At 57.7% G+C, this 25,864-nt stretch carries 22 protein-coding genes; 9 read left to right on the top strand and 13 right to left on the bottom strand.

Going from position 1 to position 25,864, the window contains the following annotated elements:
- Positions 1-147: 147 nt before the first annotated feature.
- Together H4684_RS15610 and H4684_RS15605 are read right to left on the bottom strand one after the other, a co-directional pair.
- A complete protein-coding gene (locus H4684_RS15610; RefSeq protein ID WP_192624465.1) occupies positions 148-1,377 on the bottom strand; it encodes an MFS transporter in 1,230 nt (409 codons plus the stop codon).
- On the bottom strand, positions 1,374-1,646 hold the full coding sequence (locus H4684_RS15605; protein ID WP_225940483.1) for a winged helix-turn-helix domain-containing protein: 273 nt from the start codon (positions 1,644-1,646) through the stop codon (positions 1,374-1,376). Before H4684_RS15605 ends, H4684_RS15610 begins: the two co-directional genes overlap by 4 nt.
- 667 nt (positions 1,647-2,313) lie before the next feature.
- On the opposite strand from H4684_RS15605, the gene H4684_RS15600 reads away from it, so the two are divergent.
- Positions 2,314-5,067 carry a PAS domain-containing hybrid sensor histidine kinase/response regulator gene (locus tag H4684_RS15600; RefSeq protein ID WP_192624463.1) on the top strand — a complete coding sequence of 918 codons (2,754 nt, stop codon included), beginning with the start codon at positions 2,314-2,316 and terminating at the stop codon, positions 5,065-5,067.
- 63 nt (positions 5,068-5,130) lie between these two features.
- On the opposite strand, the gene H4684_RS15595 is transcribed toward H4684_RS15600, so the two are convergent.
- The 3 genes from H4684_RS15595 to H4684_RS15585 all read right to left on the bottom strand — a co-directional run bounded on the left by H4684_RS15595 (position 5,131) and on the right by H4684_RS15585 (position 10,370).
- Positions 5,131-6,261, bottom strand: a complete 1,131-nt coding sequence (locus H4684_RS15595) for an HD domain-containing phosphohydrolase (protein WP_092194344.1) — start codon at positions 6,259-6,261, stop codon at positions 5,131-5,133.
- Between the two features lie 88 nt (positions 6,262-6,349).
- Positions 6,350-7,558: a response regulator gene (locus H4684_RS15590; RefSeq protein WP_192624462.1), complete on the bottom strand. Its 1,209-nt coding sequence runs from the start codon at positions 7,556-7,558 to the stop codon at positions 6,350-6,352.
- Positions 7,551-10,370, bottom strand: a complete 2,820-nt coding sequence (locus H4684_RS15585; protein WP_192624461.1) for a PAS domain-containing sensor histidine kinase — start codon at positions 10,368-10,370, stop codon at positions 7,551-7,553. Before H4684_RS15585 ends, H4684_RS15590 begins: the two co-directional genes overlap by 8 nt.
- 291 nt (positions 10,371-10,661) lie before the next feature.
- On the opposite strand from H4684_RS15585, the gene H4684_RS15580 reads away from it, so the two are divergent.
- Together H4684_RS15580 and H4684_RS15575 are read left to right on the top strand one after the other, a co-directional pair.
- Entirely contained in the window at positions 10,662-12,053 is a 1,392-nt protein-coding gene (locus H4684_RS15580; RefSeq protein WP_161949238.1) for an HD domain-containing phosphohydrolase, read from the top strand.
- 54 nt (positions 12,054-12,107) lie between these two features.
- Positions 12,108-12,503: a response regulator gene (locus H4684_RS15575; protein ID WP_092194352.1), complete on the top strand. Its 396-nt coding sequence runs from the start codon at positions 12,108-12,110 to the stop codon at positions 12,501-12,503.
- Between the two features lie 87 nt (positions 12,504-12,590).
- Here H4684_RS15575 and H4684_RS15570 read toward each other — a convergent pair whose 3' ends face one another.
- The 7 genes from H4684_RS15570 to H4684_RS15540 form a co-directional block, all read right to left on the bottom strand.
- Positions 12,591-13,154: an LOG family protein gene (locus H4684_RS15570; RefSeq protein WP_092194354.1), complete on the bottom strand. Its 564-nt coding sequence runs from the start codon at positions 13,152-13,154 to the stop codon at positions 12,591-12,593.
- 132 nt (positions 13,155-13,286) lie between these two features.
- Positions 13,287-13,748 carry a cytidine deaminase gene (locus tag H4684_RS15565; protein WP_192624460.1) on the bottom strand — a complete coding sequence of 154 codons (462 nt, stop codon included), beginning with the start codon at positions 13,746-13,748 and terminating at the stop codon, positions 13,287-13,289.
- Between the two features lie 198 nt (positions 13,749-13,946).
- A complete protein-coding gene (locus H4684_RS15560) occupies positions 13,947-14,906 on the bottom strand; it encodes an ornithine cyclodeaminase family protein (protein WP_192624459.1) in 960 nt (319 codons plus the stop codon).
- Positions 14,907-14,997: 91 nt separating this feature from the next.
- Positions 14,998-15,627: a LysE family translocator gene (locus H4684_RS15555; protein ID WP_092194378.1), complete on the bottom strand. Its 630-nt coding sequence runs from the start codon at positions 15,625-15,627 to the stop codon at positions 14,998-15,000.
- 193 nt (positions 15,628-15,820) lie between these two features.
- On the bottom strand, positions 15,821-16,120 hold the full coding sequence (locus H4684_RS15550) for a hypothetical protein (RefSeq protein WP_143077956.1): 300 nt from the start codon (positions 16,118-16,120) through the stop codon (positions 15,821-15,823).
- Positions 16,121-16,469: 349 nt separating this feature from the next.
- The gene (locus H4684_RS15545) at positions 16,470-17,780 is read right to left on the bottom strand and encodes a hemolysin family protein (protein ID WP_192624458.1); all 1,311 of its coding nucleotides are present in this window, start codon (positions 17,778-17,780) and stop codon (positions 16,470-16,472) included.
- A 288-nt stretch (positions 17,781-18,068) separates the two neighbouring features.
- Positions 18,069-18,902: an ion transporter gene (locus tag H4684_RS15540; protein ID WP_192624457.1), complete on the bottom strand. Its 834-nt coding sequence runs from the start codon at positions 18,900-18,902 to the stop codon at positions 18,069-18,071.
- Between the two features lie 519 nt (positions 18,903-19,421).
- Between H4684_RS15540 and H4684_RS15535 the strand changes: the two genes are divergently transcribed.
- The 6 genes from H4684_RS15535 to H4684_RS21280 all read left to right on the top strand — a co-directional run bounded on the left by H4684_RS15535 (position 19,422) and on the right by H4684_RS21280 (position 22,542).
- Positions 19,422-19,952, top strand: coding sequence for a chalcone isomerase family protein (locus H4684_RS15535; RefSeq protein ID WP_192624456.1), 531 nt, complete (start codon positions 19,422-19,424; stop codon positions 19,950-19,952).
- Positions 19,953-20,133: 181 nt separating this feature from the next.
- Positions 20,134-20,550 carry a DUF2062 domain-containing protein gene (locus tag H4684_RS15530; RefSeq protein WP_192624455.1) on the top strand — a complete coding sequence of 139 codons (417 nt, stop codon included), beginning with the start codon at positions 20,134-20,136 and terminating at the stop codon, positions 20,548-20,550.
- 284 nt (positions 20,551-20,834) lie between these two features.
- Entirely contained in the window at positions 20,835-21,197 is a 363-nt protein-coding gene (locus tag H4684_RS15525; protein ID WP_092194370.1) for a tlde1 domain-containing protein, read from the top strand.
- 4 nt (positions 21,198-21,201) lie between these two features.
- Positions 21,202-21,675, top strand: a complete 474-nt coding sequence (locus tag H4684_RS15520; RefSeq protein ID WP_192624454.1) for a hypothetical protein — start codon at positions 21,202-21,204, stop codon at positions 21,673-21,675.
- Positions 21,676-22,016: 341 nt separating this feature from the next.
- Complete coding sequence (locus H4684_RS15515; RefSeq protein WP_192624453.1) at positions 22,017-22,262, top strand: CopG family ribbon-helix-helix protein; 246 nt, start codon at positions 22,017-22,019, stop codon at positions 22,260-22,262.
- Position 22,263: 1 nt separating this feature from the next.
- On the top strand, positions 22,264-22,542 hold the full coding sequence (locus H4684_RS21280) for a type II toxin-antitoxin system RelE/ParE family toxin (protein ID WP_192624452.1): 279 nt from the start codon (positions 22,264-22,266) through the stop codon (positions 22,540-22,542).
- Positions 22,543-22,686: 144 nt separating this feature from the next.
- Here the strand turns inward: H4684_RS21280 and H4684_RS15505 are convergent, their stop codons facing one another.
- Positions 22,687-25,863: a type I restriction endonuclease subunit R gene (locus H4684_RS15505; RefSeq protein WP_192624451.1), complete on the bottom strand. Its 3,177-nt coding sequence runs from the start codon at positions 25,861-25,863 to the stop codon at positions 22,687-22,689.
- Position 25,864: the final 1 nt, after the last annotated feature.

Raw genomic sequence — 25,864 nt, 5'->3', positions numbered from 1 at the left:
GGGAATGACGTTCAGGTTCATCCACGACTTTTTGCAGGTGCGTCTGAAGTTACTATTCGCGAAAAATCAGACTCAGAGTTCAAATCCGTATCGGCTTCGCATTGAAAAATGCGTTGCGTCGCACCTAATCCAGATCAAGAGTTGCCCTCATTCGCATGAACCAAAGCGATTGCACAACGGTCCTCTGTAATCCATTACATTTCTTGTGATCTGTTTGCGCTGAAACAAAACCCAGCTCAAAGGCGCCGTGATCAGAACGAGCAACGCGCTCACGGCGATGGAGACCCCGTATGATCCGGTGGCGTCGGCCATGATGCCGCCCAAGGGCGGCCCGATGAGCGCCGCCAGCCCGTACCAGAGGAAACAAATGGGATAAAGGCGGGGGAACAGCTCTATCCCCATCTGCTCCACGATCGAGGCGGCGTAGACGACGAAGCATCCTCCAAAACCGATACCCGTGAACAGAACGGCGGCCAGCACGAGCCCTGGCGCGGACGGAAGCAGAAAGAGGAGCATGCTCAGTCCAAGAAAAGCCTGGGAAAGAAGGATGGTCAGCCGTGAACCGAGCCGATCGTGAACCTGCCCCCAGCCTATCCGGCCCATGGCGTTGCCCAGGGCGAAGACCGATATGGCCAGAGTGGCGGCCGAGTTCCCGAGGCCCAGGGACAAGGCGACGGGCTTGAGGTTGCCCACCACCAGCAGTCCGGCGAAGGTTCCGCTGAACATGCCAAGACACAGGAGCAAAAAATTACGCGAGGTCAGCAAGCTTAACGGCAAGGCCGCCCGGTCCCTGCCCTGAAGGTTTCGCGCGTGATCGTCCGAGGACGGCTCGCGCATGAGCAGGGCGCTGCATATCGCGATGGCGCCGGAGCCAAGGCCGATAAAGCGAAACACATGCATCACGTCCTTGGCGCGGGTCACAAGCAGGTGTTCGGCCACGACGCTCAGGAAGATGGCTCCGGCACCGAAACCGGCGACCGAGACTCCGGTCACGAGTCCCTTCTTATCCGGAAACCATTTCATGGAGACCGTCAGGGGACAGATGTATCCAAAGCCGATTCCGGCTCCCGTGACCACGCTGAGACCAAGAAACAGCAGAAGGAAATTGCCTTGCGACAAAGACGCCGTCAGATAGCCCGCACAAAAAAGAAGCGCTCCGACCAGCGCCGTCAAACGCGCGCCGCGACGCTGCAGAAACCGCCCCGCGGGAATCATGACACAGGTGAAGACCGCAATGGTGGCGCCGAAAATGATGCCGCACTGGCTTGACGTCAAACCATACTCCGCTCTCAGAAGCGGAACAAACTCACTCCAGGCGTAAATGCCGCCAAGTATCATCTGGGTCAGACACCCTGCGCAAAGAACGATCCATTTCATCTTGAAGCACCCGTCAATCGTTCCAGGACTTCAAGGACGTCGCCGATGCAGCATCCGCTTTCCAGGGGATGCCGCAGGCGCTGGTCGCGAAGGATGGTATATCTGACCCGGCGGCCTTCGCGCTCCCCGATCAGATAACCGGCGGCCCGCAAATCGGCGACGATGTGCTGGACGGCCCGCTCCGCGATGCCGACCTCGCCGGCGATGTCCTTCATGCGCATGCCCGGATCCCGGGACAGGCAGAACATTACGTGTGTGTGATTGGTCAAGAAAGTCCATGAGGACGTTTGAGGTGTGGTGGTCATTATCAATCTTCCGTGAGAGTTGAGTAAGGTTTGATGTCCGAGACAAAAACTATGCGCCACGTAATTCACGAAATAAAATTCGTGAATCAAACAGCCTTTTGCTTGACATATCCGTTCGTGTCAAGCTGGAACCAGCCAGCCAAGATTTGGCCTTGGACGTCCGTGAAAAGCGCGGGGGGGCTTGCAAGAGGTAAAATATCTCAAGGATTGAACAGTTCGAACTTTTCCGGCAAGTCAACGCGACAATAAGCTTGCCGAGTAGGCGGGGAGTGCTTGAGAGGCTTCCATGCCACTGCCGGACAGAAGCGGAACGTGAGCGAACGGACGCCGCCGGTACGGTGGTTCTGTAAACACAGTGGACCACTTCCGGATCGAAAAACATCATACCGATCTGGCACCGAGCAAGAATGTTAACAATAATATAAATGCATGAGCGGGACCTGACGTGCACAAAGCAACACTATTTTCAAAAAGCATATTTGGCATCGTTCTTCCATATTTCATTTTCGCATGTCTGTGGATTCTCATCTCCGACAATATTCTTGCCACACTTCGACTTGATGCAGAATCTGTAGTTCGCTGGTCCATTTACAAGGGATGGGGGTTCGTATTCGTCTCTGCGGCCCTCCTGATGATACTCATTCGCCTCCACTCGGCCAGTCGCGAAGAACTTCTGAATCGTCTCGCAGAGAGCGAAGACAGATTTCGTCTTGTGTGCGACAATCTTCCCGACAGCTATGTGTACCAATTTACCCTGGAGCCGGACGGCACACCCCGTTTTCTTTTCCTCAGCGCCGGCATCGAACGTCTCCACGGACTCAGCGCGGAAGACGTGATGCGAGATGGACGTCTTCTGTATGACCAAGTGTCTCCAGCCCAATTTCAAGAGATGAAAGCCAACCAGGTCGCCAGTATCAAGGACCTCTCGGATTTTGTCATGAAACTCTCCATGCGTCGCACCGATGGTGTCTGGCGTTGGTTCCAGATCAGCTCGCGGCCCCGCCGTCTGGCCGACGGCCGGATCATCTGGGATGGGGTCATTACGGACATCTCGGAGCAGATGGAATCGCAGCAGGAGATCCAACGGGCAAGCGAATTACTGGAGCAGGCTGGAGAAATTGCCGGACTTGGGGGATGGGAGTTCAATGTGAAGACCCTGCAAGGCACCTGGACGAGCCAGGTGGCAAGAATCCACGACCTGGCGCCCAGTGAAAAGGTAAGCGCCGAACAGGGTCTGAGCTTCTACATCGAAACGTCCAGGGAAAAAATAGCGAGTGCGGTGCAGGACGCCGTGGACCTGGCGCTTCCGTATGATCTGGAGCTGGAGATGCTGACCGCCGCCGGGAATAAAAAATGGGTCAGAACCGTGGGCAGGCCCGTGGTGGAAGACGGCCAGGTCGTGAAAATCGCCGGTGTCATTCAGGACGTCACGGAGATGAAGAAGGCCGAAATTTCACTGCGGGAGAGCGAACAGCGCTACAGAGAGATCTTCAACGCAACATCCGAAGCCATTTTCATCAGCGAAGCGGACACCGGCAGGCTGCTCGACGTAAACGATGCCATGCTCTCGATGTACGGCTACCGTTCCAAGGATGCAGTTCTGGCGGGAAACATAGGGGACTTGAGTTCAAACGAGGAACCATTCACCGAAGCGGAGGCTCAGAAGAGAATCGCCGCGGCGTTTCACGGGGAGCGCCTCCAGTTCGACTGGCAGGCCAAGCGACACGACGGCACTGTTTTTCCGGTCGAGGTCACGCTCAGGCACTCGCTCATCGGCGGTCAGAAAAGGATCATCGCAGCAGCCCGCGACATCACCGAACGCAAGCGGGCGGAAACGGCCCTGCGGGAGAGCGAACACCACTTCCGAACCTTGGCCAACGCCGGAACGGCCCTGATCTGGACATCAGGCCCGGACATGCTCTGCGACTATTTCAACGATACCTGGCTGGACTTCACGGGCCGCACCCTTGAGCAGGAGCTTGGCAACGGTTGGGCCGAAGGCGTGCATCCGGAAGACCATGACCGCTGCCTGGACTTTTACGTTGCGAAATTCAACCTCCGGGAAGCGTTCGAGATCGAGTACCGGTTGCGTCATGCCGACGGCTCCTACCGCTGGATCCTCGATCTCGGCAACCCGCGCCACGACAGCGCGGGAGCGTTCATCGGCTACATTGGCCATTGCTACGACATCACCGAACGCAAGCACAATGAGCAGGCTATCATTCAGGCCAAGGAAGACGCCGAAGCCGCCAACAGCGCCAAGAGTTCGTTCCTGGCCAACATGAGCCACGAAATCCGCACGCCGCTGAACGGCATCATGGCCATGATGCAAGTTTTGGAGATGACGCCGCTGAACCCGGAACAAGCCAAGTACGTCTCCATGGCCATGACGTCCTCGGACCGTCTTGCCCGACTTCTGACAGACCTTCTCGACCTCTCCCGCATCGAATCCGGCAGGATGATCCTGCGCGAGGAGGAGTTTGGGGCCAGGGAACTGTGCGAGTCCGTGTTCGAGCTTTTCCTTGTCGCATCCAGGGAGAAAGGCATCAGACTGGAGAGTTCCCTTGACCCCGCCCTGCCCCCGATGTTGCTCGGGGACGAATCGCGGCTGCGCCAGATTCTCTTCAATCTGATCGGCAATGCGGTGAAATTTACCGATACGGGTTCGGTAACACTGGAGATGACGCCGCTGCGGTTCGAGAACGGGCAACCGCTCGTGCTCATGAGCGTGACCGACACCGGAATCGGAATCCCGACCGAGCGGTTGGACGAACTGTTCCAGCCCTTCTCCCAGGTCGAAACGTCCTACACCCGGAAATACCAGGGCGCGGGACTCGGCCTGTCCATCGTGCGCAGGCTCGTTGAACTCATGAACGGCCACATCATCATGGACAGCGTGCCGGACGAGGGAACCAGCGTGCATGTCATCCTGCCCCTGAAGCTGCCACCGGCACTTCTGAACGCCCGAGACCGGGAGAACGGTCAGGATAAACCTGTGCGTGGGATGCGCATACTGCTGGCCGAAGACGACTGGACCAACGCCTTCGCCACCAAGACACTCCTGGAAAAAAGCGGCCACAAGGTATCCTTGGCGGTGAACGGCCAGGAAGTCCTCGATCTGCTCGAAAAGCAGGGATTCGACCTGATCCTCATGGACATCCAAATGCCCGTCATGGACGGGATCGCGGCTACCAGGGCTATCCGCGCGAAAACAAGCCAGGTATCGAATAAAGACATTCCCATCATCGCCATGACCGCTTTTGCCATGCGCGGGGACAAGGACAAATTCCTTGATGCCGGAATGAACGGATACCTGGCCAAACCGGTGACCATGAAGGATTTGCAGTCGGAACTCGCAAAGGTAGCCCAAGGATTCGTCGGCTGAGGAGGCGCACACGAAATCCGTGCGCCAGGGCCAAAGGAAGAAATGTCGGATTCCGGACGCTGCCTACAGTTCCGGCGCCTGCTTCTGTTCTTTCCTGGCCAGCACGTAGAGCGGCTCCTTGACCCCCAGGATGGTTCCGAAATTGCGGATCAGTTCCAGCCCTGCCACGGTGATGCTCTGTCCCCTGTCCATCAGGACCGCGCCCTTTCCGCTCAACACCGGATCCATCAGCAGCATGCCCTCGCGCAGATCGTCGATCAGGACGCTGCGGATCTCGCTTTGCTGCCGCCTTTCCACGACTTCAGCCAAGGCAGACAAGACCCGCACGTCGTACACGTCCGGCATCTCCCGCATGCGCTGCAACGCTTCAGCAGCGGAAATTCCGACATTGTCGAGATCCGCGAAATCCAGCGCCGCCTTCAGTATCCTTGCGCCCGCGCAAGGATTTTTATCCACGGCCAGCTCATGCTCCGAGATCATCTCGACCACGCTCTCCAGGCGGGGAACGTGCCGCAACAGATTGCCGGCGATGTCCGGATGCATCAAGAATATTTCCTGCTCGTCCTTCGAAAGAGCCTTGCAGGAGATCTTCCGTTCAAGGATATCCATGGGCAGGGATATGCACCCGATCTGACTAAGCATGGCCGCCAGTTCGTATTTCCAGCTCCCCTCCAGGCCGAGAACCTGGACAATGCCCGCGACCAGGGGTTTGGCTTTTTCTGCACGCCCAAAGGCCTTGGGACTGACCAGCGCGAGAAGTTCCGACAAGACCTGGATACATCCGCGCAGGGTGCCGTGCAGAAGCTGTCTCTCGGACATTATCAGCCGGTACTGTTGCACGCCGTCGTTCACCGCCGAAAGGAGGGCGTCCGGGGCGCAAGGCTTGGTCAGCAACCGGAAGATCGCGCCCTTGTTCACAGCCGAGATGGCCGTATCGAGGTCGGCGTGGCCGGTCAGCATGACGCGGACCGTGTCCGGCCAGCGATTCTTGATGACGCCCAGAAGCTCCACCCCATCCATGACAGGCATCTTCAGGTCGGAAACAACCACGGCGAAGGGCCCGCTCGACTCCATGAGCCGCAAGGCATCCAGGCCGCTTCCGGCGGTCTCGATCTCGAAACGATTGCGCAAGTTGCGCCGAAACGTCTCAAGCACGAATTTTTCATCGTCGACAAAAAGAATCCGTTCGCTCATGAGCCCTCACCGTTGTTTGTCCCGATACATCGCGGCCCTCATGTGCCCAAGGGCGCCTCGTCCGTAAATTCATACTTCGCGAGTCGTGTCAGCTCGGTGATTCGAGTTCGGTCATCATCACGGCCTTCCATTTCGCGAGCGTCACTTCCCCGTCTTCAACATCAAGAAGTGCTGACGCAAATGAATGCGGAGCGTGTCCGCTCTGCCGCACGTAGCGGTTGTGCATTTCCACGTCCACCATGTGCACAACGAAGGAGAGATGCGACCAGGCAGGCCCCTGCCTGCTTCCGTGGTGCTGGGCGATGGCGATGACGACATCCTCGGAAAATCCCCACAATCCCAACAGGTAAGCGCCGACCTCCGCATGGGTCACCCCCAGCTCTTCCGCCTCGATGTCCGCCAAGGGAATATTCCGCGCCTGAGCCAGAAGCAGGATCCGCACAAACTCTCCCGGACACCCTTCGGCCAGAACGATCTTGCCCACATCATGCAGGAGACCGCACAGAAACGCGTCCTCGACCGCCCTGCCATCCGCCCCGTCGCTCCGCGCCACCGCCCGGCAGCAACGCGCCACGTCGAGACAGTGAGTCCAGAGCTTCTCGGTATCAAATCCGGGGTACATGTCCGGATCCAGGGTCTTGAAAACTCGATCGGCGATCACCAATCCCCTGATCAGATTCACGCCGAGTATGCCCACCGCCTGGAGCATGTCGCTCACCCTGCGGGAAAGCCCGAAATACGGAGTGTTGATGAGCTTCAGGATACCCGTCGTCAGGCTCATGTCCTGGGAAAGAATTTTGGCCAGGGTCAGGCTCGACGTGTTTTCATCGCGCAGCGCCCGGGTCAGTTCCCGATACACATTTGGTACCACCGGCAGATGTTCCATGCGGTGCACGACCGTTCGCAAACGCTCATTCATGAGCAAAAAACGCAGCCGCGAAGCCGATTGGACCGCCTCAAGGAGTTCCGTCGGACCGACCGGCTTGTTCAGCAACTGATGCGCGACGACGAGAAGGCTTGAAACAATGCCATCCTCGGCTTCGGACGTCATCAGGATGCGCATGGTCATGGGCCAGCGCTCCCTGACATACGTCAACAGTTCCTTGCCGCCCATGTCGGACAGTCTGGCGTCGGTCACGATGACGTCGCAGGCCATGGAGGAGAGAATCCGATCCGCCTCACTGGCGGACGTCGTCAACAGCAGCTCGATGGGCAGCTTTCTGGCCATGACGATGCGCCTCAGACTCTGCTGCACATGGATGTCGTCATCAACAAAGAGCACTTTGAGCTTATTCATTGCGCACACCTTCGCCCACGCCCTCAACAGGCAAGGAGATGATGACCGTGGTTCCCTTGCCGGTTTCGGTTTCAAAGCCGATAGCGCCGCCATGCTCCTTGACCACCACGCGATGGGCGATGAACAGGCCCTGTCCCGTCCCTTTGCCCACGGGCTTGGTCGTGAAGAAGGGTTCGAAAATATGGTCCCTGGCATGCATTGGAATACCCGTCCCGTCATCCTTGATCCGAATCTCGACCCGCTCTTCCAGGTTTCGCGTGCCGATCGTGATCTTGCCCAACCGGTTCGCCTCCCTGGACACATCCATGACCGCGTGCACGGCATTGACCACCAGGTTCAAGAGCACTTGGCCTATGGCCTGGGAAGAGCATACAACGCGTGGCAAATTCGGATCGAGGTCGACAGCCATTTCGGCCACGTACTTCCACTCGTTGCGGGACAGAGTCACCGTTTTATCGATCAGTTCGTTCAAATCGACCTCCTGATGCTGGTCGTGGCCGGGGTGAGCGAACTGCTTGACCGAATTGACGATGGCGGAGATCCGGTCCAGCCCCTGCATCGTCTCGGAAATCGCCGGTGGGAGCTCTTCCAGATAAAATGGAACCTGCAGATCCGTTTCCCTGGTCGTCAACTTCTCCAGGGCCTCGCTTCCCGTGGTCAGAGTCCGGCAGGCTTCGAGGGCCAATTTCAGGTTTTCAACCCCCTCCTTGATGAACCACATGTTGTTCATGACATATTGAGTCGGGGTGTTGATTTCGTGGGCGATCCCGGCGGCCAACTGACCTATGGCCTCGAGCTTTTGCGTCTGGAGAAGCTGGGATTCGAGCATCCTGCGCTCGGTGATGTCCAGAAACAAAAGCCAGTAGCCCAGCGGATGCCTCCCCCCTGAACGCTGCGCCACGGGCGTGACCAGGACAAAGCGGATGTCCCCTTGAACCTGCAGGCGCAGGTCGAACCGGGACCCCGGCAGGAAACAGGCCTCCTGGCCGAATATCGAGCGGAAAAGCGCCTTGTCCTCTTCATGCACAAGGGGCGTTATGGGCATGCCCATGAGCACATCCCTGCTCTGCCGCACGAGGTCGCAGAAGTGGTCGTTGCAATATTCGACAATGCCCGCCAAATCCACATGCACCAGTCCCTGGCTCATGTTCTCGGCCAGACTCCGGAAAAGCTGCTCGCTGCGCGCCAGGCTTTCCCTGGCGCTTCGGCGGCCGGTGACATCCTCGACGAACCCCTCGAAATACATGACCCTGCTCTGCGCATCACGCACCAGGCGCCCACGCAGACGGCCCCAGAATGTCGATCCGTCCGGCCGAACCAGATTCACGTCCCTGGCTGGAACGATATCCCGCTCAAGGCCTTCTGCGATCAACGCGTCCCGGTCCGCCGGTTCGGCATACATCTGACGGGCGATATCCATGTAATACCTGATCATGTCGCTGGTCGAACCGAAACCGAACATGTCGGCCATGGTCTCGTTGACGCTCAGGTAGACGCCTTCGGGGGTGCTCTGGAATATTCCCACCGGCGCATGATCAAAAATGCTCTTGTACTTGCTCTCGATGGACTCCAGGGTGTCCCGGATTCTGTCCGAAGAGGTCACGTCGCGGGATACGACAACCCTGCCGATACGTTTACCGTCCCTGCCCAGCAACTCGCTGGCGCGAACCATGAATCTGCCCGGCAAATTGGGATACGTCACGGACGTCTCATGCGACAAATGCCCCGTGTTTTCCAGTCTGCACTCGGTGCAGCCCAAAATCTCCCGGCACGTTCTGCCGACCACGTCCTTGGGTAACAGCCCCAGTTTGTCCGCCAGGGCCCTGTTGGCCCGCTGAATGACGCCCGAGTCGTCGACCAGAAACACCAAGTCGGAAATTGTGTCGAAGGTGCGTTCGAGTTCCTCCTTGGCTGTCAGAATCATTTCCTGATCCCTCAAGGACTCCGTCACATCCTGGAGAAAAATCGAAGTACCCGCGAATTGTCCGGACACGCCGGGCACCTTGCACGTGCAAGTTTGGAAGAGCCGTTCACCACCGGAAACCGGAAAAGTAACCAGACGCTCCTTCGCTTCGTCCGGTTCCATTTCTTCCGGACTCAATGCCTCAGCGAGCCAGGGAAAAACCTTCAATGCCTTCTCCCCGCAAAGGCTCGCCATTGCTCCTTTGGTGCGACATGCGTAGTAATCCCGACCATGCGCTGCATTTTCCTCAAGCAGCCTGGCGGCGGCGCGATTCAGGTTCTCGATGGCCCCATCGTGAGAAACAAAGATGACCGGATGAACGAGACTTTCGAAAAAAGTCAGGTAACGATTCTTCTCGTTAGTCATTTTCCGCAGGCTTGCGGCCAGGCGAGCGTTGGAATCCTGCTCCCCGTGCCCCGCCCATTCGGAGCAGAACGCCGTGCTCATGCGGTCGAAAAGACGAATCATGGAATATTCGAGGCCTTCCCTTCCTTCTCCAGGAGGCATGAACTGCCTGATGCAGTCCAGAAATGCCTGCCTGTAGTAAACGAAAAGCCCCAGAAACATGCCAAGATCGACACCGCGCCCCCGGTGCCTTTGGGCCGCCTGAAGCCCGAATTCTGCCACAGGATCCGAACTCCAGTCGGTATGCACCTTGATCTCGATGTCAGACGCCGATCCTTCCGCAAAGGCCGGAGACAGGGCGTCAATCAACCCGGCAATGGAGATTCGCCACGCTTCGGGAAGCGTGGATGTGTATTGGGCATAACCGTGCTTCTGGGCATAGAAGAGAATGCGCTCGACAAGCCAATCTTCCTTGGCCCGGAGCAGGTCAACGGGATTTTCCATGCGAGTTCCTTGCTTTGAACGCAAATCCCGTCCATCCGCGAAAAGAAGGGCGGCAAGCGCGCGACGCATGTTCTACGGGCATAAATCAAATTTCACTTGTCATTATTCACGCCCATGCCATACGTGTGTTGTCGAGCGGCAAAATACTGCAAGCGTCAGGATTCTGCAAGAACGTACCAAAAATAACGGCATCCCAATCCGGGAAGCGGAAATTTTCCGATACGAACGTGCATGTCGACAGGGAATTGCCGACATGAGACCTTACCAATACGGCAACAACAGAGGTTTTGCGTGACCACAAACCAGAAGCATCGCGAACAGGCAGTCCTCTTCGTCGATGATGAACCGGCAGTATTGCTCGGACTGAACCGTTCCCTCCACAATGCCACTTTCCGACGCCATTTCGCCGGGTCCGCGTTTCAGGCCCTGGAACTTATCGACTCGGGCGACATCGACATCGTGGTTGCCGACGAACAGATGCCCGGCATGTCCGGTTCCGACTTTCTGGCCATAGTCCGCAACCGACAGCCCCGGATCATCCGCATCATCCTCACCGGCCACGCGAGTCTTGAACGCGTCATCGCTGCCATCAACAACGGACAGATCCATCGCTTTCTGACCAAACCCATCGAAACGCAACAGCTTGTGGAGATACTCGAGGAGTACCTCACGGCCCTGCGCCTGCAGGACACCAAAACGGCCTTGAACAGCCGGACCGACACCGTCGGGCGCTGGGAATGGGACATCCTTGAAGACACATGCAGCTGGAACGAGAGTTTCGCACGCATCATGCACACCCGGTTGGACGAAGGAAACGCACGACTCCCTTCCCTTTTTTCAAGCGTCCATATCGAAGATCGCGCGGAACTCCTCTCCATCATCCACAACTGCCGCGACAACGCACAAACCAGGGAAGCCGAACACCGCATCGTCACACCCGATGGTGAAGTGCGCTGGGTCATCCAATTCATGGATGTTTTCCGGGATGGCGACAGGGTCTGGAAACTTTTCGGCATGCTTCGCGACATCACGGACCAGAAGGAAAAGGCGACCCTCCTGGCGGAACGCATGGTCATGCTGCAGGCGACACTGAGCAAGACCGTGGAAGCCCTGGGCCGCGTAACCGAGATAAGGGACCCTTACACGGCCGGCCATCAGGCCCGTGTCGCCCGTTTGGCCAAGGAGATGGGCAGGCGCATGGGACTGGATTCCAGGTGTCTGGAAGGGCTGGAAACAGCAGCCAAACTTCACGATATCGGCAAGATCTACGTGCCTGCGGAATTTTTGACCAAACCCGGAACGCTGCGCGAAGCGGAAATGAACCTGATGAAGTACCACCCGGAAATCGGTCACCAGATCATCCAGGACATCCCCTTCAGCATGCCCGTCGCCAACATCGTCCTGCAACATCATGAGCGACTGGACGGATCCGGCTATCCGGGGGGCCTCAAGGAAGAAGAAATCCTTCCGGAGGCCAGAATCCTGGCCGTAGCCGATGTGTTTGAGGCCATGTCGTCCTACCGTCCGTATCGGCCGGGACTGGGGCCGGAAGCGGCCATGCGGGAATTACGCACTGGGAAAGGGATTGCGTTCGACCCGACGGCGGTCGACACTCTGGAAGGGATCATGGAGGAGCACCCGGATTTTTTAAGCAGCACCCGAGCGATGGACAACAGTGACTGACTCCTTGAAGAAACGCTGTACCAATGACTCTTTTGCCGGAGGATTGCCAACGTTATGAAATTCCTGATCGTTGAAGACGACCCCGCCGGAGCAATACTGCTGAGGATGATCCTGACCGAATATGGAGACGTCGACGAGGTGAACGATGGACCCGGCGCCATCGAGGCCTTCGACGGAGCCTGGTCGGAGGGCAGGCCCTATGACGTGATCTTTCTGGATATCATGATGCCGGACATGAGCGGACACGAGGTGCTCAAAGTCCTTCGGGAAAAGGAGCGGGCTCTGCGCCTGCCTCAGATCAGGGAAGTCAAGATCATCATGACCACCGCCCTCGACAGCGCCGAAAGCGTGAGCCAGGCCTTCTACGAAGGCAGGGCTTCGGGGTATCTGGTCAAACCGATATATGGGCACAGCATCATCAATGAAATGAAGAAGCTTGGCATCATCTAAAAGGCATCATTCCGGGGCCGACGCCTCGAACAAGATTGCCCCGAGCATCCGCCGGGCACTCACCGGACATATCCGTCCGGCAATCCCTCAACCGGCCGCCAGCCTGTCACGAAACTGCTCCGCCATGAGATCCAGAATTTCCGACGGGTCTGATGAGACCGTGATGGCTTCACGATACGGCTGCTTCATGAACCCTTCCCGCTCGGCCATGCCGAGCATCAGCTTCAGCGGCTCATAAAAACCGTTCACGTCCAGGAGTCCGCAGGGCTTGGAGTGAAATCCCAGCTGCCGAAGCGTGTAAACCTCGAAAAACTCGTCATATGTCCCGATGCCGCCCGGAAGGGCGATGAACCCGTCCGCCAAGTCGATCATGAGCGTCTTGCGCTCGTGCATCGTCGGCACGACATGAAGCCGAGTCAGCCCTCTGTGAAACTCCTCCTTGTCCTTCAAGGCCTGAACCGTGACGCCGACGATTTCTCCCTTGGCCTCAAGGACACTCTCGGCAAGCCGGTTCATGAGGCCAGTGCGGGAACCGCCATAGACGCAGGTGATCCCGCGCCTGGCCAGTTCACGACCCAGGGCGTCGGTGGCGTGCATGTAGGCCGGATGGTTCCCGGAGCTTGAGCCCAGGAACACGCAGACTGATTTCATGGCATATCTCCAATTGGCGACGCCCAAAAACGCGCCGTTGTCCAGTCGTGACGAAACGGTCAGCCGCGGCGCATGCCTATCGAAGCAAAGCCGCGCTTCAACCGCAAAAGTTCAGGCCGGGTCCTGCAGGCGTCAGCCGTGCCCGTCACGTCTTCCCGGGAGTCCGGAGTCCAGGGAAAACGCCAGCGGCATCAGCTCCCGGATCGAAAAGGAACGCTCCGCGCCAGGAATGATGATCGCCGCGTGCGGGGCCAGTTCCCGAATCCATTGCCTGCATGCGCCGCACGGCATGCGCTGTTCAAGCGGCGCGTCCTGCGGCGCATCCACGCAGGCGACGGCGATGGCGATGATGTCTCTCTCCCCGGCCGCATAGGCCGAGGCCAGGGCCACCCGCTCGGCGCAGGTGCAAAGGCCGAGGCTGGCGTTCTCGATGTTCGCGCCCCTGTATATCGCGCCCCGCCCGCACAGCACGGCGGCGCCGACGCGGAACCCAGAGTACGGCGCGTACGCCTGCTCCGCCGCCGATGCGGCCTCGGCAAGCAGTTTGTCGCGAAGAACGATGTCGAGACTCTTATCGGGATCGTGCTGCTTCATTCGTGACCTCCCTTATGCGCTGGAAGCATGTCCGCGCGCTGTCGACCTTCGGCCGCACGGTGGCTCCGTCATCCTTTCCTGCACATGCTGATCCGTTATTGCAACTACGGCACAGCCGGGACCACTAGCCTTGTTTCAGGAGAGCTGGAAGCGGGCCTGCCACGTTCGCGTCAGGTCGCCAGCGTCAGATCGCCAGCGTCAGGGCGTCAGCACCAGGCCAAGCTCATCGGCCTTGCGCAACGCCAGGGAGCTGATGGCGATGTCCTGCAATGCCATGCCCGAACTGTCGTAAATGGTGATTTGATCGACGCGAGTCCTCCCCGGAGTCCCGTTCAGCACCGCCCCGATGGACGTGATGCGGCCGGAATCCGCCAGCCCGGCCTTGTGGGCCGCCTCGTATTCACCGATGGCCAGGGACTGCTGCACCACGTCGGCAAAAAGCGACGCGCCGGCCACCAGGGCCGTGTCCAGCTCCTGCTTGCCCGGCTGATCCGCGCCCATGGCCGAGATGTGCGTGCCCGGCCGCACCCATGCCGCATCGAAGAGCGGGCCGCGCGAGGCGGTGACGGTCACGACGATGTCGGCGGCGGCCAGGGCCGCCTGCGCGCTCACGCACACGGCGTCGATCCCGAGTTCTTCGCGGATGCGCCGCGCAAACGCATCTCCAGCCTGCGGGGAGCGGTTGACCACGAAAACCTTGCCAATGGAGCGCACCTCGCGCACGGCCAGCAGCTCGAACCAGGCCTGGTGCCCCGCCCCGAACAGGGCCAGGACGCGGCTGTCCGGACGGGACAGATGGCGCACGGCCACGGCGTCCGAGGCCGCGGTGCGCAGGCAGGTCAGATGCGAGGCGGCCACGAGGGCCTCGGGGTAGCCCGTGTCCGGGTCCAGCAGCAGGGTCGTGGAGGCATGGGCGGCCAGCCCGCGCGCACGATTCCCCGGCCAGTAGCTGCCGACCTTGAGGCCCACTTTCCGGCTGGCCCCGATGAGGCCGCTCTTGATACTGAACGAGGTCCCCTCGTCGGGTCCGTGCCCCTGCGCCACCGGAAAAACCGTGGCCAGACCGCACCCGTATTCCTTGAACATGGCCTCCACGGCCTCTATGGCTTCGGCCATGGTCACGACCCGGGCCGCAACATCTTCGCTGACGAATTTCATGCATACCCCCGAAAATTCATCTAAAATTCACTCCATCAAGGCTCAGGCCGCGCGTTGCGCCTCTTTGCCAATGCCCGCGCCCTCCGGAACCTCAAAACAACGCGCCACCGAAACCAAGCAGCCTGAGCCCGTCACGGAAAAGCAGCAGCGCCAAGGCGATCAGCACGAAGCCGAGCGCGCGCATGGTCCAGACATACACCGCGCCCCTGAAAAAGGACCTCGACGAGCCGACAAGAATGGCCAGGGCGATTTTGGCCCCGATCAGACAGGCGTAGAAGCCCGCCACAAACGCCGCCGGAGCCCAGGGGCCCTGCACCAGGGCCTTCGTCATCGTCGGCGCCCCTACGCTGAACCAGAAAAGATAGGGGTGTGGACTCAGCATGTTGGCCAGAATGCCCTTGCGCAGCGACCGCTTCTCCGCACTTGGGAGCTGAAGATCGAAGCCCTTGGCGCGCACGCTTTCATACCCCATGAACAGTATGAAAACGCCTCCTGCGATGGAGATGATTCCAAGGATGCCGTGAAAAGCCGACAGCTTCGAAAGCACGAGGAGCGTCAGAAGGATGATCGGAAAATCGGTGATGATGGGGGCAAGGGCGACCCTGATCCCGGACCTGATGCCGTGCCGGAGCGTTTCCGAAATGACCAGCGTAAGCAGCGGCCCCGGCGCGAACCCGGCGGACAGCCCCAGAACGGCTCCGATTGTCAGATAGTATCCCATGTCGATCCTGCGCAAGAAAAGGATGACCCGGTCAAGGCCGCACGAAACAGGCCCCGGGCCGTGAAGCCCGAGGACATAGTTCGCATCCTTGAAAGACACAAGCCGGCGCGCAATCCGACCGGCCGTTCCGGCGCAGCGTCGCCGCAGGAACGAACGGCCGAATTTATTGCAGGGCGTGGGAAGGCGGCCGATGTCAGTGGAAATTCACGGAAAACGTCCCGTCCGAGTCATTGGCCCGGATCTCGTAGCGGCCGCGCATGGCCACCGTCAGCCCCACGCCCGCTCCGGCACGCACCGCTTTGGCCACAAGGCTTGCCAACTGGTCATCCGGGCAGTCCGCATTGACATGCAGCCCCACGCTTTCATCCGTGTCCCCGAACTGCAACAGAAAGGCGTTGTGCTCTACAAACACCAGATCCTCATACGCATACGTAAGCCCCAGGCCCATGCCCGCGAGCATGTCCCTGACCAGGCCGAGCGGTCGATTAGCCATATATCCCCCTTGTGCGTTGTGATGACCGATGATGTCACGTTCCATTGGAAAATTCCTTTTCCGGAATCGTGCCAACACAGCCGGTCCGCACAAGCCCCTCGGCCTGAAAAATAAAGTATTTTATTTCAATATATTGAAATTGAAAACTGACATCGGGAAAGAGCAATGCCGGATAAATGCGAAGACATGCCACATTATCAAGGAACAAAACTGTCATCAGAGCCAAAAATGAAGATTATCGCCCCGGACGGCCAAGTCCAAAGCCTCCGCCGGAACATTGATTTTGCCGCATGAAAAAGGGCCTGGTTTTCAATGGCCATCCGGCAAGTCGAACCGACAACTGCCGCCATCACGACCCAGCAGGATCGTCTCCTTCAAGCCGGGAAATGAGAATCTTGTCGAGCCGTTGCCCGTCCATGTCCACGATTTCGAATCTGAACCCGTGGTAGGTAAAAAACTGCGACTCACTGGGTATGTCGCCGAGATGATGCAGAATGAATCCGCTGATGGTGTTGATTCCCGGAAAGGACTGAGCCCTCGGCACGTCGATGCCCAGCCTGTGAAAGACGTCATAGAGCGGCGCGTGGGCGTCCACCAGCCATGAACCGTCTTCGCGTCCGGCAATGAGCGGAACCTCCAGGGCGTCCTCCCTGATCTCGCCGACGAGGGATTCCAGGATGTCCGTCAGGGTGACGAGCCCTTGGATGTCGCCATATTCGTCGACCACGATGGCGATCTTGTTTCCGGTTTCCTTGAACGCGCTCAAGAGGGACATGGCCGAAAACGTTTCCTGGATGAATATCGGTTCCTGGAGCACGCTACGGATGCTCTGTCCGCTGAGGCTCTTTGCGTAGAGGTCCTTCACGCTCACGAAGCCGATCAGATTGTCCGCCGAACCGTCCACCACCGGATAATTCGAGTGGTTTGCCTGGCGCAGGACCTCGGCATTCCTCTGCTCGCCGTCGGCCACGTCGATCTGCACCACACGCGACCGATGCGTCATGACTGCCGAAACACGCTGATCCGCGAAGTGCATGACGCGGTTGAGCATGTCCTTTTCCTGCGGTTCAATGATGCCCCTGACCCGAGCCTCGTCAATGACCGATCTGAAGTCCTCTTCCGTCAGCCCGCTTCTGCCTTCGCCTATCCCAAGTAGCCTCGCGAGGAGGTGCACATTTCGGGACACGAGCACCACGACGGGATGGGCCACGGCCTGAACGAACGTGATGACGGGCGCAATGGCCTTGGCCCAGCGGTCGGGATTGGAGAGGGCGAGCTTCTTGGGCAGAAGTTCGCCGAATATGAGCGTGAAATAGGTAATCACGGAGACCGTGATGAAGACGGCGGCGGTCTCGGACACCTCGGCGGACACATCGAACGCCTCGGCGATTCTCAAGGACAACACCCCTGAAATCGTGGCGCCGCTGAAAACGCCGGTGAATATGCCGATGAGGGTGATGCCTACCTGCACGGCGGACATGAATTTCTCGGGATGACCGGCCAGGCCCAGCACCAGACGCGCCCGAACGTTCCCACTTTTGGCCTCCCGCCGAAGCACATGCCGCTTGGATGTCAGGACGGCGATTTCAGACATGGAGAAGACACCGTTGACCGCTATGAGCAGGAAGATAACGAAAATCTCAAGCGCGAGTATGGCCATGACGACTCCCGACCTGTTGCAATGTTCATGAATCACGGACCAACATGAACATACCGCATTCAGTCCATTACGAAAAGCAGGCATCCTCTGAAGATCACGAGGGAGGCGATTGTGAACCGCTTGGCCGCCGGCAGTTCATATCCGAATTCGAGGACTTCACCTCGACATCGAAAAAGTGGAGCAGGACGGCGGACGCCTTTGCGGCTCCGAAAGTTCGCCTGGAGCCGCTACGACCTGAAACCGGCGGACACGGCAAGGCGAAAGCAGGAGGTGCGGATGGAGGAAAAGTCAGAGCCTCGCGCCGCAGTGTTTGCAGTAAGCCGCGTCGGAGTCATGCCCTTCCGCCCCGCATGATTCGCAGGCCTGGGTCGAAATGCGCCCTGCGGAAGCACGGGAAAGCTCCACCGTGACGATTCCGGTCGGGACCGCAATGATGCCGTAACCAAGAATCATGACCACGGCGGCCAGAGCTTTTCCAAGGGGTGTGATCGGAGAAATGTCTCCATAACCCACCGTGGTCAGGGTCACGATGGCCCAATACACGGACTGGGGGATGGATGTGAAACCCGATTCCTCGCCCTCGATCATGTACATGAGCGAACCCAGGACGACGACCAGCGTCAGCACCGTGAACAGGAACACCGTGATCTTGCGCCGACTGCTGCGCATGGCGGCAGTCAGTTGCCTGGCCTCGTTCAGATAGTTGGCCAGCTTGAGGACCCGGAAGATTCGGAGCACGCGCAGCACCCGGATGACCAGCAGATACTGGCTCCCAGGCACCACCAGGGAGATGTAGGTCGGCAGGATGGCCAGCAGGTCCACCATGCCGAAAAAACTCCACACGTATCTGAAGGGTTTGCGGACCGACACGATGCGCAGGGCGTACTCGATGCTGAAGAGCACGGTGAACGCCCATTCCGCGATCAGAAGTTCGTCGCCCCAGCGGGCATGTACCGAGGCCACGCTGTCAAGAACCACAGCCAGCACGGACAGGGCGATGCTCAGAATGAGGATCAGGTCGAAGGCCTTGCCGGCAAAGGTGTCCGCCTCGAAGATCACCTCGTGCAATCTGGAGCGCCAGGGCCTATCCGGGGCCTGCAGACCGTTCGGTTCATGCCTCATGCCAAAACCCGTTTCCTGAAATCGCAACCAAAATCATGATCTCCCCTTTGTTCCGGACTACTGCAAAAACAGACTCAATCGACACCTTGGCTGCATTTCCGAAACAGGGCAGTGTGCCGCCCTGCTGAACGATATGCCCGAAATACGACCGTCACGCTTCAATTTATCCCGCCAGGAGCATGAAGTCCATCCACTGCCACGTCTGAAATCGTGACCGTCCCCACTCCGACCACCTTCGGGACTGGACGGCGGACCTTGTTGGCCTTTGGCCAGTTGTTGCATCTCGGTTGACTTGATAGAATTGTGTCGCATTATCATTTTCTTGAGTGCATACGACTTCGCCTGTCGTCCCGATATAACCAACGGAACATGGAACCTGAGAAACGGAACGGACGTTCGAATCTCTTGCAGATTAGTCTCGAATGCCCCGCTTTTTGTGGAAAATGACAAATCTTAGATGATGTCCAATATTTTACTTGATGACAAAATCGCATAATTGCAGGATTCAGGTTAAATACTATGTGCAGAAAAATTATTTTTCCAATCTGTGCTCTCATCGTCTTGGTAATATCCAATGCCCAGGCGGACACAAACACAATCTCCCGGTATGTTCCGCAAGCTCAGCAAGTCGGCTCAGGCAGACTCACCCTCCTTTTTTGGAATGTTTACGACGCCACGCTGTATGCTCCCAAAGCGCAGTGGAGCGCCCATGAGCCCTACGCACTCTCCATATCCTACCTCCGCGAAATAAAAGGCGCTGAGATAGCAAAAACCTCTGCGGAAGCAATCCGGGATCTCGGATTTTCAGATGAGGAAATCCTTGATGACTGGTATGGAAGCATGCTCAGGATATTCCCTGATGTTGACGAGAGCACGACACTGATCGGAGTACGAAACGATAAAGGCGAGACAATTTTCTATAATAACGATCAGATTGCAGGAACCATAACGGACCCTGCGTTTGCCGACTGGTTTTTTGGAATTTGGCTGAACGAAAAGACACAGAAGCCGGAATTGCGAAAAAAACTACTCGGTCTGCAGGCAAGATAGACCGAATAAGAGAACAGATCGAACAGCGCGAGACTCGAAAAATCACCCTTTTCGGCATTCTCGCCATCCTTGTTGCTGTGCCATCAAACAAGAGGATATCACGCTGAATTCTGAACCAAAACCTCCCATATGGCCCATACGTCTCTGGCGAACCAGGGTACGAGGCCCTGTTCTTCGAGAGTTGAAGCTGGGCGTTTCGCCGGAGCGCGTAGCCTTGGCGGTCATCGTCGGGCTGGTATCTTCCACCTGGCCCCAGATCGGCACAAACCCGATCATGGCCCTCATTCTTTCGTGGTCGTTCAAATGCAACAAGGCGATCACAAGCGGCATCTCACTGGTGTTCACCCCGTTTCAATACGCCCTCATGATCCCCTTCCTGCGCGTGGGCGAAACGATCCTTGACGTCGAACATTTCGAGACAACGGTTCCCGACATCATAAGAATCGTATTTACGGATCCAATCGGCTCATTCGCCATTCTCGGCATCCCCCTTCTCCATGCGATACTCGGCTGGATCTGCGCCTGGGCCCTGGTCGGCCCGGCCCTGTTTTTCCCGACGCGCCTGCTCATGCGACGGATATCAAACCGAGTTTCTTGACCTGACTTTGCAATGCCGTTTGACAGCCCCCAACACCTGAGATGCTGACGTTGCACCCGCGATACCGCTCGGTTTCGTTGTCGGTCCTTCGCGAGATACCTGCCGTGAAAATTCCTGCCTATCGCCGACACAAACGGGAACAAGACGCTGCCTGAAGAACTCGCCCGCAGGGGGCGCGTCGGAACGCCTCGAAGCGATACAGATTCCCCCCAATATCCCCGGCCTCTGAAATCTGGCACGGTTCAAACTTTGAAAACCAAAACGCCAATCAAGGAGAATCAACCATGCCATGGCATTACAATCAAAGATCAGGCAAAATCGTCGGTCCCGGTGGAGAAGATTATCAGGGATACAGCGGGCGCGGAGTCCACAAGAATGAGCCAAGATCCGAAGCGATAGTCGATTCCGGCCCGATTCCCCGCGGCACATGGCGCATCAATCCCGACCATTACGACAGCGCCACTCTGGGACCTTTCGTGCTGAAACTCAGTCCTGTCGGCCACTCTGCGCACGGAAGAACCCATTTCAGAATTCACGGAGACAAGGCAGGCGCCTTGGGCACCGCATCCAAAGGGTGCATAGTCTTGAGCCGCGAAGTTCGAAAAGCCATTGTCAGAAGCGGCGAAACCACTCTTGAAGTGAGATAGGAACGTGAAAAACTTCTCCTTGATCCTTGCATCGCTACTTATTTTCATGGCGTTGCCGGCATTCGCGGATAAACATTTTGTGGACGAGACCATCGAGGAAAAAAAATTCGAGTACATTGTGCATCAAGCCTGCAAAGATATTTTTGCAAACACAGATATTTTAGTTGCGACACGAAAAGAATCCGACGCGGCTTTCAGCCTGATCTGGCAATTCTCTGTTGCGCGCAAGATTCCAAGCCAGCCAGTGGCTGCAATAAGCCTTTATACGATACTTGAAAGTGATCCGACGGACGAGTGCAGTCCTCCATTCATCGAAGAGGACATCGAAACGGCCATCGTATGGAGCCGCAGATCAATCGATGCTCTTCAGTCTTTCACCATGAATGGCGAAAAGGAAGAACAAATGCGTAGAGCATGTCTGAGCAATATCGAGGCTATCTACCTAAAGATGATCGAGGAGGCGGAAAAAGTAAAATAGTGGGATGCCAAAAATCACTGCCGATTGGACGTGGCGTGACTCAAATCCTTAATCACGTCACTGCAAAAAGCCGTCATCCCCTTGAAGAAGGGGATCCATTCCTTTTAACTATCTGAAAAAAATGGATTTCGCGCTATTGCCGACATAGCCCGCCTACCCATGCTGGGCACACGTTCGCGGGAATGACACTCAGGTTCTTTGGTGGCTTTTTGCAGTGCAGCCTTTCAATGCCTCTTAGTGGTTCTTCGGCAAACAACAAAAGGTGTCGACTTTTCAACTCCGCTATCCCTACTTGGCAGCGCAGTCATTTGTAGTTACTCTGACTGCATGGAGGAACCACCATGAGCACAGCAGAAACCGTATCCACCAGTTTTCGTGCATCAAAAGACAAAATTGAGCGTATCGACGCGATCGCCACGTCTATGGGTAGAAGCCGCAACTGGCTCCTGAACAAAGCGTTGGACGACATTCTGGAGCATCAGGCCTGGTTCGTGGCAGAGGTTCAAAAAGGCATTGAGGCCGCCGATAAAGGCGAACTCGCATCCCCGGATGAAGTGACGGCGATCTTCAACAAATACGGGGCCTAAAATGCCCAGATGGACGAAACTCGCCATAAGAGACCTGGACAGCGTGCTTGAGTACATCGCCGCCGATGATGCCGAGTCTGCCCAGCGAGTCGCCCAAGCGATCCGGTCAGCCAGCGAACGCCTGGACCAGTTCCCCCAGATGGGCCGGAATGGAGCCGAAATGAGCACAAAGGAACTCGTAGTACCTGGACTGCCGTATATATTGATCTATCGCCAGCAAGGCCCCACAATCCAAATTTTAAGACTTCTTCATTCACGTCAAAAATGGCCTGTAACATGATTTAGAAGGCACAAGAAAAGCGGCTGACCTACACCATCAGCTGTTTCTATATGTATATGCGGAAGGCTCATTACCCTCATCAAAATAAGAGTCCTCTCAAAGTCCAGTTACGCATCACTGAGCGATCTGAAATTGTGTGCACCGTTACGCCGCCCACTCCTTGCACAATAGCTCCGCCTGCATAAGCACCGTCTTGACCGCCTCTGCCTGGAGGTCCGGTGGATAGCCGTATTTGTTCAGGATGCGTTTGACCATCACGCGGATCTTCGCCCGCGCCCCTTCTCGTAACGTCCAATCAATGGTCACGCTCTTGCGAATCTGGGTGATGAGTTCAGTAGCGATGACCTTCAACTTGTCGTCACCCAGGGCCTTCACGGCGGACTCGTTGGCGGCGAGTGCGTCGTAGAACGCAATTTCGTCATCAGTTAGACCGAGGTTTTCACCCCGTTTTGTCGCTGATTCCATTTCCTTGGCCAACGTGATGAGCTCTTCGATAACCTCCATCGTCGAGATGGCACGGTTATGATAGGCGTTGAGCGTCTTCTTGAGCTTTTCGCTGAACACCTGGCTCTGGACGATGTTCCGTTTGGACCGGACTTTGAGTTCATCCTTGAGCAGTTTTTCCAGCAACTCGGCGGCGACGTTCTTATGTTTGAGGCCGCGCACTTCGGCCAGGAATTGGTCGCTCAGGATGGATATGTCGGGCCTTGGGAGTCCAGCGGCGGTGAAGACGTCGATGACCTGGCCTTCGGTGGTGATGGCTTTGGAGACGAGCTGGCGGATGGCCGCGTCGACCTGTTCGGGGGTCTTGCGGTTGGTGCCGCTTTGCTTGTTCAGCGCGGCTTGCAGGGCCTGGAAGAAGGAAACGTCTTCGCGGATCTCCGTCGCTTCATCGCTCGCGGCGCAGAGGGCAAAGGCGCGGGAAAGTTCGGTCACCACCTGCACCCAGCGTTTCTTGCCATCTTCCTGGCTCAGGATATGTTCCTGACCGGCAGGGATGAGGGCAAGGCGTTCGGAGGGTTTGCCGGTAGTCCATAATTTCCATTTGAAACCGTGCATGATGTCACAGGCGATATTGTGCTTTTCCAGCATCACGGCGATGGCCTGCCTCGTGTCAAACGTCGGGTCGCCTTTACCGCCGCTCTCCGTGTAATTGGCGAGGGCATGTTTGAGCTGATCGGCAAGCCCCAGATAATCCACCACCAGACCGCCCGGCTTGTCGCGAAAAACACGGTTCACGCGGGCGATGGCCTGCATGAGGCCGTGCCCCTGCATGGGCTTGTCGGCATACATGGTGTGCAGGCATGGCGCGTCAAAACCGGTCAGCCACATGTCGCGCACGATCACGATCCGGAAGGGGTCTTTGCTGTCCTTGAAACGGTTGGCCAGTTTGCGGCGTTTGTCCTTGTTGCGGATATGCGGCTGCCAGTCCGGGCCGTCTTCGGCACTGCCGGTCATCACCACCTTCACCACGCAGTCTTTGCCTTTCTCGGCCTCGGTGTCGTCATTCGTGTCGCTGGCCCAATCGGGTCGAAGCTTGATGAGCGCCTCGTAAAAATCCACGCAGATGCGGCGGCTCATGCACACGATCATGGCCTTGCCGTCCATGGCCTCCACGCGTTTCTCGAAATGCGCCACCAGATCGGCGGCGATGAGAGCGACGCGTTTCGGATCTCCCACCAACGCTTCCAGCGCGGCCCACTTGGACTTGAGCTTTTCCTTCTTCGTCTCTTCTTCGCCTTCGGTGATCTCTTCAAAATCCGCATCGAGCGTCGGCAGTTCGCTGGCGTTCAGGCCAAGCTTGGAGATGCGGCTTTCATAGTAGATCGGCACCGTGGCCTTGTCGGCAACGGCACGCTGGATGTCGTAGATGGAAATGTAATCGCCAAAGACCGCACGCGTGTTTGCATCGGTCTTCTCGATGGGCGTGCCGGTGAAACCGATGAAGGAGGCGTTTGGCAAGGCGTCCCGCATGTGCCGGGCCAGGCCGTCGATAAGGTCGTATTGGCTGCGGTGCGCTTCGTCGGCAATGACGATGATGTTCCGGCGTTCGCTCAAGCAGGGCATCCGCTCTCCCCGCTCGGGCAAAAATTTCTGGATCGTGGTGAAGACCACTCCCCCGCTCGCCACGGCCAGCAATTCGCGCATCTTCTCACGGTTTGCAGCCTGCACCGGAGTCTGACCGAGAATGTCATGGCAGCGCTGAAATTGGCCGAAAAGCTGGTCATCAAGGTCGTTGCGATCGGTCAGGATTACCAAGGTCGGGTTCTGCATCGCACTCTCGCGGATCACGCGAGCGGCAAAGAACAGCATGGTGAAACTCTTGCCACTACCTTGAGTGTGCCAGACAACTCCCGCACGCCGATCGCCCGGCTTGCCGCCATGCATACGGCCAGCCCAGTATGTGCCCGCACTCTCACGAAACGTCGCGCCCGTTCCCACGAAATCATGCGGAGTGAGCGAGGCGCGAATGGTCTCTTCCACCGCCGCGTTCACAGCGTGGAACTGATGGTAGCCCGCGATGATCTTGTGCAGCGCACCGGAGTCCGGGTCCTCTTCGAAAACAATGAAATGCTGGAGCAGATCAAGAAACCGCTGCCGCTCGAACACTCCACGCACCAGCACTTCCAGTTCAAGAGCCGACTTTGGCGCATCTGTTTCCCCGTCAATGGTGCGCCAGACCTTGAACCACTCCTGATTCGCCGTCAGCGAGCCCATGCGAGCCTGCAAGCCGTCGCTGACCACAAGCAGCGCGTTGTAATGCAGCAACGAAGGAATCTGCGCCTTGTAGGTTTGGAGCTGTGCATAAGCGCTCCAGATCGTTGCGTCCTCATCCGCCGCGTTTTTGAGTTCGATCAGGCCCAGTGGCAGCCCGTTGACGAAGATCACGATATCGGGCCTGCGGTTATGCTGGCCTTCGATGACCGTGAACTGGTTCACCGCCAGCCAATCATTGGCATGCACATCTTCAAAATTTACCAGTCGCGCATGGTCACCCGCGATGCTGCCATCGGACCGCGAATACTCCACCGGCACTCCGTCACGGAGCATTTTGTGAAACGCGCGATTCGTCTGAGTCATTGACGGCGTTGCCACCAGTAAAACCTTGCGCAGGGCATCTTCCCGCGCCTCTTCGGGCATGGCCGGGTTCAGACGTCTGATAGTATCACGCAGACGTGCACAAAGCACCACATCACCAAACGAATCCCGCTCCGCCGCAAGCTCACCGGGCGCGAGCATCGGCCCGTGCAGGGCGGCATAGCCCAGTTCCCCGAACCATTGGAGGGTGGCTTCTTCGATGAGGGATTCGTTGAGGGTCACG

Source organism: Desulfomicrobium macestii, assembly GCF_014873765.1.
Lineage (GTDB): Bacteria > Desulfobacterota > Desulfovibrionia > Desulfovibrionales > Desulfomicrobiaceae > Desulfomicrobium > Desulfomicrobium macestii.
Note: the sequence above shows the minus strand (reverse complement) of the source record. Positions and strands in the feature narration are given on the sequence as shown.

Coding starts and splice junctions, on each gene's coding strand:
- H4684_RS15560 (WP_192624459.1), bottom strand. CDS start 14,906: ATGAAATTCGTCAGCGAAGATGTTGCGGCCCGGGTCGTGACCATGGCC.
- H4684_RS15535 (WP_192624456.1), top strand. CDS start 19,422: ATGTGCAGAAAAATTATTTTTCCAATCTGTGCTCTCATCGTCTTGGTA.
- H4684_RS15595 (WP_092194344.1), bottom strand. CDS start 6,261: ATGAGCGAACGGATTCTTTTTGTCGACGATGAAAAATTCGTGCTTGAG.
- H4684_RS15570 (WP_092194354.1), bottom strand. CDS start 13,154: ATGAAATCAGTCTGCGTGTTCCTGGGCTCAAGCTCCGGGAACCATCCG.
- H4684_RS15610 (WP_192624465.1), bottom strand. CDS start 1,377: ATGAAATGGATCGTTCTTTGCGCAGGGTGTCTGACCCAGATGATACTT.
- H4684_RS15585 (WP_192624461.1), bottom strand. CDS start 10,370: ATGGAAAATCCCGTTGACCTGCTCCGGGCCAAGGAAGATTGGCTTGTC.
- H4684_RS15550 (WP_143077956.1), bottom strand. CDS start 16,120: ATGGCTAATCGACCGCTCGGCCTGGTCAGGGACATGCTCGCGGGCATG.
- H4684_RS15555 (WP_092194378.1), bottom strand. CDS start 15,627: ATGGGATACTATCTGACAATCGGAGCCGTTCTGGGGCTGTCCGCCGGG.
- H4684_RS15540 (WP_192624457.1), bottom strand. CDS start 18,902: ATGAGGCATGAACCGAACGGTCTGCAGGCCCCGGATAGGCCCTGGCGC.
- H4684_RS15565 (WP_192624460.1), bottom strand. CDS start 13,748: ATGAAGCAGCACGATCCCGATAAGAGTCTCGACATCGTTCTTCGCGAC.
- H4684_RS21280 (WP_192624452.1), top strand. CDS start 22,264: ATGCCCAGATGGACGAAACTCGCCATAAGAGACCTGGACAGCGTGCTT.
- H4684_RS15590 (WP_192624462.1), bottom strand. CDS start 7,558: ATGAATAAGCTCAAAGTGCTCTTTGTTGATGACGACATCCATGTGCAG.
- H4684_RS15515 (WP_192624453.1), top strand. CDS start 22,017: ATGAGCACAGCAGAAACCGTATCCACCAGTTTTCGTGCATCAAAAGAC.
- H4684_RS15575 (WP_092194352.1), top strand. CDS start 12,108: ATGAAATTCCTGATCGTTGAAGACGACCCCGCCGGAGCAATACTGCTG.
- H4684_RS15600 (WP_192624463.1), top strand. CDS start 2,314: ATGATACTCATTCGCCTCCACTCGGCCAGTCGCGAAGAACTTCTGAAT.
- H4684_RS15525 (WP_092194370.1), top strand. CDS start 20,835: ATGCCATGGCATTACAATCAAAGATCAGGCAAAATCGTCGGTCCCGGT.
- H4684_RS15545 (WP_192624458.1), bottom strand. CDS start 17,780: ATGGCCATACTCGCGCTTGAGATTTTCGTTATCTTCCTGCTCATAGCG.